General features: G+C 56.2%; 5 protein-coding genes. 4 read left to right on the top strand and 1 reads right to left on the bottom strand.

The window, feature by feature from the left end; genetic code table 11:
• From ABEA58_RS04055 to ABEA58_RS04045, 3 genes are all read left to right on the top strand, one after another.
• A partial coding sequence (locus tag ABEA58_RS04055; RefSeq protein WP_345549097.1) for an RHS repeat-associated core domain-containing protein occupies positions 1-982 on the top strand: 982 nt, incomplete at its 5' end.
• A 16-nt stretch (positions 983-998) separates the two neighbouring features.
• Positions 999-1,301 carry a hypothetical protein gene (locus tag ABEA58_RS04050; protein WP_345549095.1) on the top strand — a complete coding sequence of 101 codons (303 nt, stop codon included), beginning with the start codon at positions 999-1,001 and terminating at the stop codon, positions 1,299-1,301.
• Positions 1,302-2,728: 1,427 nt separating this feature from the next.
• A complete protein-coding gene (locus ABEA58_RS04045; RefSeq protein ID WP_345549093.1) occupies positions 2,729-4,129 on the top strand; it encodes a DEAD/DEAH box helicase in 1,401 nt (466 codons plus the stop codon).
• Between the two features lie 117 nt (positions 4,130-4,246).
• On the opposite strand, the gene ABEA58_RS04040 is transcribed toward ABEA58_RS04045, so the two are convergent.
• Positions 4,247-5,548, bottom strand: coding sequence for an amidohydrolase (locus ABEA58_RS04040; protein WP_345549091.1), 1,302 nt, complete (start codon positions 5,546-5,548; stop codon positions 4,247-4,249).
• Positions 5,549-5,959: 411 nt separating this feature from the next.
• Here ABEA58_RS04040 and glk point away from each other — a divergent pair, with 411 nt between their 5' ends.
• A complete protein-coding gene (glk, locus tag ABEA58_RS04035; protein WP_345549089.1) occupies positions 5,960-6,961 on the top strand; it encodes a glucokinase in 1,002 nt (333 codons plus the stop codon).
• Positions 6,962-7,073 lie beyond the last annotated feature (112 nt).

Raw genomic sequence — 7,073 nt, 5'->3', positions numbered from 1 at the left:
CACGGTCACCGCCAGCTACCGGTATGATGCGTTTGGCCGCCGTATCCAGAAATCCGTAACCGGTGTCGCGGAAGTCGAGGGCACGACGGAATACCTCTGGCTCGGCAGCCAGCTGGTCGCGGAATTTTCCCCCGGTGAGATGGTGGCACAGCGGCGCTATCGTTACGCCGGCGGTTACGCCCCGGTGAGCTACTCCGAAGGCGGCAACCACTATACGGTTGGCAGCGATTACCTGGGCACGCCCAAAGTGATGATGGACCTGTCCGGCAACAGTGTCGGGGCGCAGGTGATGAGCCCCTACGGTGAGTCGCAGGTGCATGAGGATCTGGACAGGGACGGGAATCAGGTTGCCCTAAATCTGAGATTTCCAGGACAGTATTATGACCAAGAAAGTGGCTTGTATTACAGCATGTTCAGATATTACGACCCCAGTTTGGGGCGGTATGTTCAATCCGATCCGATTGGGTTGAAAGGTGGACTCAATACCTATGCTTATGTGGGAGGGAATCCGATTAGCTTTGTCGATCCATTTGGATTGCAGACTGCTCTCATCAATAATGGTTATACAACAACGTTGACGAATCTAAATAATCCTTTTGGACATTCTGCTGTGGCACTTACTGGACAAGGTATTTACAGTCCCGGTAATGATACTCCGCCGAATTCAAGTCTAACGGACTATCTTTTGAGGGAGGCGCCCAAACGAGATACTTCGGTTTATATTTTTGATACCACTCCCGAACAAGAGAAACGAATAAAAGAGTATCTTGATAGTGTAAAAAATAAACCTCTAGAAATGTGGCCGGACAATTGTGCTGCTCGTGCATCCAATGCACTTGAAGCTGGTGGTATGCCTAACATTAACACAGGGTTTCCCGATGATTTACGGATACAGATGCTTTTGTTATACAACCAAACGGTTATAAATATTCCTCAAAATAGTACGAGCATTCCGGAATCTCTTAATTCGTTTAATCCTTAAAAGGCTGGTATCCATTGTGAATCGTTTTCTGCTATTTTTTGTGTTCTTTATGGTTGGCTGTGAATCCGGTAGTGATGTGAATATTCAAAAAATTAAAATGGGAGATGATAAATCCACGGTTATTTCAATATTGGGAGAGCCGGATGAAATAACAAAATGTGATCGCAATCTTTGGTGGGGTGCGGAGTATTTGGGTGAAGATGTAAAATCGTTATGTCGATACAGTTTTTGGTACGGCACGGTGAAGTTTGATAGATGGCGTATTGGTTTTGATGAAAAAAACAAAGTCATATCAAAATATCATTATGTTTCAGAATAAAATTACATATATTGCAGCGTGGTGCTGGCTGGGCCAACCAAAGGGCTGATCCAACAAGAACAAATTTAAAAAAAATTGGGGTCAGAGTACAATTATGGCGCCTATTTTTCTGTTCGACCCTGAGAAACTCCATCGATGATTTTCCTCATTTTTTTATAATCTCTTTTTCAGGTTGTAGTGAGTGGTCTGAAAAGTGCCTATGGATCGCAAGAGATGTTCAGTGGGATTCTACGCCTTAATTTTACTCTGACCCCAATTATTGACTTGTGACCTTGATGGCGATGGCTTGTCGGATGCACATTACAAATATGGACAGTGTGTAAAAGGCGAAAATTGAGGTTCTATTGTGATTTACTCAAGATGGTGGTTTTCTGGTCTACTTATGCTGCCGTCATATGTGATAGCGGCCCTTGTAAGCTCGAGGTTTACCGGTGTGACCTGGGTTCTTGTTCTGTTTGTGTTGATATGGGCGATTGGTTCAGCTTACTCAAAGATAGTGATTGAGCGTATTGGCCCTCTTCAGCGGAAAAGTAGGAAGAGCATAGCAACAACATTAATGGCCTTTCAGTTATTTGTGCTTGGGTTTGCAGCTCTTTTTATCCACCTAATATAGGATTTCGTAGGGCCCAATCTTGGATCGGGTTTTCCCTCTTAAAATCAGGGTCAGAGTAAAATTATGACGCCTATTTTTTCTGTCCGATCCTGATAAACCCCATCGGTGATTTGCCTCTTCTTTTTATAATCTCTTGTTCAGGTCTCAGTGAGTGGCCTGAAAAAGTGGCTATGGCCCGCAAGAGATGTTCAGCGGGATTCTATATTCGCCGCGCACACGGAATTTACTTGGGGGGCTCGACTGACGCTGTGTCCGGCCGAGAATTCGCTACGCGAAGGTGCTGCTTAATAGAATCTGCAAGTATGAGGTGCCGGCTTTCGTTGTGGAAAGTGGCGGCCTGGTGGCTCCTGGCCTGGGCTTTCCGCTTCCCGCTTCCCGCTTCCCGCTTCCCGCTTTTCATTGCTCTTCCTGCAAGGCACGCCCTGCAAGCTTTATCTCTTACAGCGTTTTTGGCAATGCCCGTCCCAGTGCAAGCTGCCATTGTATTTGCAAACGCTCCCACTGCTGAGTCGCGGCTGGAGCCTGGATAGATAAGCAAAATAAAACTTTGCAGTCAGGGTGGCTGTGCTATAGTGCTCTGGCTGGTCATATGCCCAGCTGCGTCATCTGTAGACCGCCGTGACCTGGCGGTACCCTCCCTGGAACACTCCCCGCAGTCTCCCCGGAACCCCTACTGAATGCCGCACCGACTCGGCCTCGGTATGGCCGTGATTTGACGGCAGAGCGGACCCGTGCGTCCGGCGACTCTGATTCATTCTCTCTCCGCCCTGGGCGGTGCGCTTTGGCTGCGAGCAAATGCGGCCTGAGGAAAATTATGTTGTTCGAAGATCTGGGACTGGCTTCCGAGCTTTCCCGTGCTGTGGCCGAACAGGGCTACGAGAAACCCACACCAATTCAGGCCCAGGCCATTCCGGCGGTGATGAAGGGCGGTGACATCATGGCGGCGGCGCAGACCGGCACCGGCAAGACCGCCGGCTTCACCCTGCCGCTGCTGCACCGCTTATCCCAGGGCGCTGCGGCGCGAAACAATCAGGTGCGCGCGCTGGTGCTTACGCCCACCCGCGAACTGGCTGCGCAGGTGTTCGATAATGTGCAGCTGTACAGCAAATATCTGCCGCTGCGCCACTCGGTGGTGTTCGGCGGGGTGAAAATCAATCCGCAGATGCAGCGCCTGCGCGGCGGTGCCGACATCCTCGTGGCTACGCCCGGCCGCCTGCTGGATTTGTACAACCAGCGTGCGATTCGCTTCGACAAGCTGGAAGCGCTGGTACTGGATGAAGCCGACCGCATGCTGGACATGGGCTTTATTCACGATATCAAGCGCATCCTCAAGGTGTTGCCGGCCAAGCGCCAGAACCTGCTGTTCTCCGCGACTTTCTCGCCGGAAATCCGCCAGCTGGCCAAGGGGCTGGTGAACAACCCGGTGGAAATCGACGTGAGTCCGCGCAACAGTACGACGGAAACCGTGCTGCAGAAACTGCACCCGGTGGACAAGGCGCGCAAGCAGAAGCTGCTGAGCCACCTGATCCACGCCAACAACTGGCATCAGGCGCTGGTATTCAGTCGCACCAAGCACGGCGCCAACCGTCTGGTGAAACAGCTGGAGGCGGACAATATCCGCGCCGCTGCGATTCATGGCAACAAGAGCCAGAATGCGCGCACCAAGGCGCTGGCGGAATTCAAGAACGGCAAGGTGCAGGTGCTGGTGGCGACGGATATCGCCGCCCGCGGCATCGATATCGATCAGCTGCCGCAGGTGGTGAATTTCGATCTGCCCAACGTGCCCGAGGACTATGTGCATCGCATTGGCCGCACCGGCCGCGCCGGTGCCCGCGGGCAGGCGGTGTCGCTGGTCAGCGCCGATGAAATCAAGCAGCTGCGCGATATCGAACGCCTGATCAAAAAACCGATCACCCGTGAGGAAATCGAGGGTTTTGAGCCCGATCACGTGGTGCCCGATTCCGGCAAGCCCGGTGCGTCTGGCGGACAGGGCCAGCGCAGTGGCAGAGGCAGTGGTAACGGCGGCGCCGCCAAGCGTTCTGGGCAGTCCCGCAACAGCCGTTCCGAGGGCAATGGCCGGGCCGATGGCAACCGCGGCGGCCGCAGCGCTAACGGCGGCAATCGAGGCAGCGGCGGTAATGGTGGCAATAACGGCAATGGCGGCCAGGAAGCGCCCCGTCGTCGGCGCCGTCCACCGCAGAAAACCTCTGCGTAGTCCGTTATTTAATAACGGCCAATAAAAAAGCCAGCCCGGCCTATTACTGTAGGCCGCGTTGGCTTTTTCTTTTTCCGCTTGCTTGCGATTTCTAATCGGTTCGCGTGGCGGGGACTTTTAATGGCTGTTGTTGGCCATGTAAGCCAGGGTGAGCCTGGTCAGTGCCTCGGTGCCGGTCGCCAGGGCTTTCTCGTCCACATAAAAATGCGGTGAGTGATTACTGGCGGCCTTGGATGGATCGGTGCCTTTTGGGGTTACACCGAGGAAATAATAAAAGCCCGGGATCTCGTTGGCGAAGTAGGAAAAGTCTTCCGCGCCGGTGACTTTCGGAACTTCCATCACTCTGCGCTCACCGGCTAGCGCCTGCAGAACCGGCACCGCCATTTGCGTAAGCGCGGCATGATTGACGGTGACCGGATAGCCTTCTTCGATGGTGACCTCGGCGCTGGCGCCGGCGCTCTGGGCGATATTTTCAGCGGTGATTTTCAAGCGCTCGAAAATCTGCTGGCGGTTATCCATATCGAAATTGCGGATGGTGCCGACCAGTTCGACGCTGTCCGGAATAATATTGTTGCGTACGCCCCCATCGATTTTGCCGAAAGACACCACCGCCGGTTCCTTGGTGATATCGATCTGGCGGCTGACGATGGTCTGCACTCCCATCACGATTTGCGCGGCGGTGGTGATCGGGTCCACACCACCCCAGGGGCGCGAACCGTGGGTCTGGCGGCCGTTCACCCTGATGCGAAACCTGTCCGAGCTGGCCATCAGCGGTCCGGCGCGGTAGCCAATCATATTCACCGGCAGGCTGGAGGTAACGTGTTGGCCGAAGGCCACATCCGGCTTGTATTTGCTGAACAGGCCCTCTTTCAACATCAGCTCCGCGCCGCCTTCTTCTCCTTCCGGCGCGCCCTCTTCGGCGGGCTGGAAGATAAACAGTACATTGCCCCGCAGCTGCTCGCGCATACCGGCGAGGACTTCTGCCGCCCCCATCAGCATCGCCACATGGGTGTCGTGGCCGCAGGCGTGCATCACGCCCACTGTCTCGCCGTTGTATTGCGTGGTTACCCTGGAGGCGAAGGGCAGGTCCACTTTTTCAGTGACCGGCAGCGCGTCCATATCCGCTCGCAGGGCGACGGTGGGACCGGGTTTGGCGCCCTTGAGTAGGCCGACGACACCGGTATGGGCGATGCCGGTTTGCACCTCCATGCCGAGGGATTGCAGGTGCTGGGCGACGTAGCGGGCGGTTGCGGTTTCCCGGTTGCCAAGCTCCGGGTTCCGGTGGATATGGCGGCGCCACTCGATGACCTTGTCCTCGGTCTGTGCCAGCCGCTGCTGCAGATCCTCGCCCGGCTGTGCGCTGGCGGAGCCGCAAGCGAGCGCCAGGCCCAGAGCCAGTGGCGTAAGTAGTTGTTTCATCAATACCTCCGGTGATGCGTTATTCTCATGTGATGCCCGAGGGATTCTAGCGCGGAACGAAAACGCGTCCCCATGACCAATCCGATCAGAGACGGGGTGGGTGAGGAGGCGGAGCGATGCAGATGAAGAGGCGAGGCGGTGAGGAGATGGCAGCGGGAATACCCTATGGCGATGCGTGCCTTGATCTTTCGCCTTCATGCGTCGCGCTGTCTACCAAAAGCTGCACAGCATAAGGAAGATTTACAGGAGGTGAGTCGCACTCGCGTACTCTTTTAGGTGGTTGAGAATGTGGTTAGTGATAGGGTTTTTATAAGTTTATTTTGCTGATGAGATAGTGGTTGGGCCTGTGCCGGGCTGGACAGTTGCGCCGCAAAGCGACTGCTGCGCGGCAGCAAGGAGGGTGAACAAAGCATGACATCGATCGTAGCGGATATCGGCGGCACCAACGCGCGTTTCGCCATCGCCGTGCCCAAGAAGGGGGGCGTCGGGCGCAGCGGTTATACGCTTGAGGCGCTGACGGTGGTGGATTGCAAGCGCTTCGACGGTTTCGCCGCGGCGCTGCAGCACTGGCTCCACGGGCTGGAGCAGCCGCACCCACTGCGCGCCTGTATTGCCGCGGCGGGACCGGTGGAGCATAGCTGCGCTGGCGGGCGGGTGATTATGACCAACCTCGGCTGGCAGATTTCAGCCAAGGCGCTGCAGGCGGACCTGGGGCTGGAGCGGGCCCTGCTGATCAATGACTTTGCCGCGCTGGCCCGGTCACTGCCTCTGCTGGGCAGCGAAGAATACCGGGTGCTGCGGGATGTGCCGCGTTTGCCCGGCGCAACCATGGCCGTGCTGGGGCCGGGGACGGGCCTGGGGGTGGCGGGACTGGCGCTTGCGGGCGACAAGCCACAGGTGCTGGCGGGCGAGGGCGGTCACGCGAATTTGGCTGTGACCACTGAGCGCGAACTGCAGCTGTTGCAGATCATGATGCGCAGCCGCCGTCCGGTATTTAACGAGTGGGTGCTGTCCGGTGCGGGGCTGGTGCGCCTGTACCGCGCAGTGTGCACATTACACGGCCGCAGGGCGGAAGACCTGCAACCGCCGGAAGTCAGTGCGCGGGGGCTGGATGGCTCCGACCCCCTGTGTCGGGAAACCCTGCTGGATTTTCTCAATTTTCTCGGTGGCGTTGCCGGAGATACGGCGCTTTACCTGGGCGCCCGGGGGGGGGTGTTTATCGGTGGCGGTATCTTGCCGCGCATTGCGGCGCTGCTGTCGGAGAGTGAATTCGAGCAGCGCTTTCTCGCCAAGGGGCGGGTTGAACAGTGGATAAAAACGGTGCCGCTTTACGCCCTGAATGCCGGATACCAGGCGCTGATTGGTGCGGCGGCGGCACTGCAGGACGAGGACTGGATACCGAGGTCTGAATAACAGGCCCGGATTTTGCTCCGGGCTTGTATTTCTTCAATTCCCCCTGTTCTCTCTGTTCTCTCTGTTCTCTCTGTTCTCTCTGTTCTCTCTGTTCTCTCTGTTCCTCCTACTC

The sequence above is a fragment of the Microbulbifer aestuariivivens genome, from assembly GCF_039545115.1.
GTDB lineage: Bacteria > Pseudomonadota > Gammaproteobacteria > Pseudomonadales > Cellvibrionaceae > Microbulbifer > Microbulbifer aestuariivivens.
This window is presented reverse-complemented; position numbering and strand designations above follow the sequence as displayed.

Bases quoted from the DNA above. Each gene is read 5' to 3' on its own strand.
- ABEA58_RS04045 (WP_345549093.1), top strand. From the start codon at position 2,729: ATGTTGTTCGAAGATCTGGGACTGGCTTCCGAGCTTTCCCGTGCTGTG.
- ABEA58_RS04040 (WP_345549091.1), bottom strand. From the start codon at position 5,548: ATGAAACAACTACTTACGCCACTGGCTCTGGGCCTGGCGCTCGCTTGC.
- glk (WP_345549089.1), top strand. From the start codon at position 5,960: ATGACATCGATCGTAGCGGATATCGGCGGCACCAACGCGCGTTTCGCC.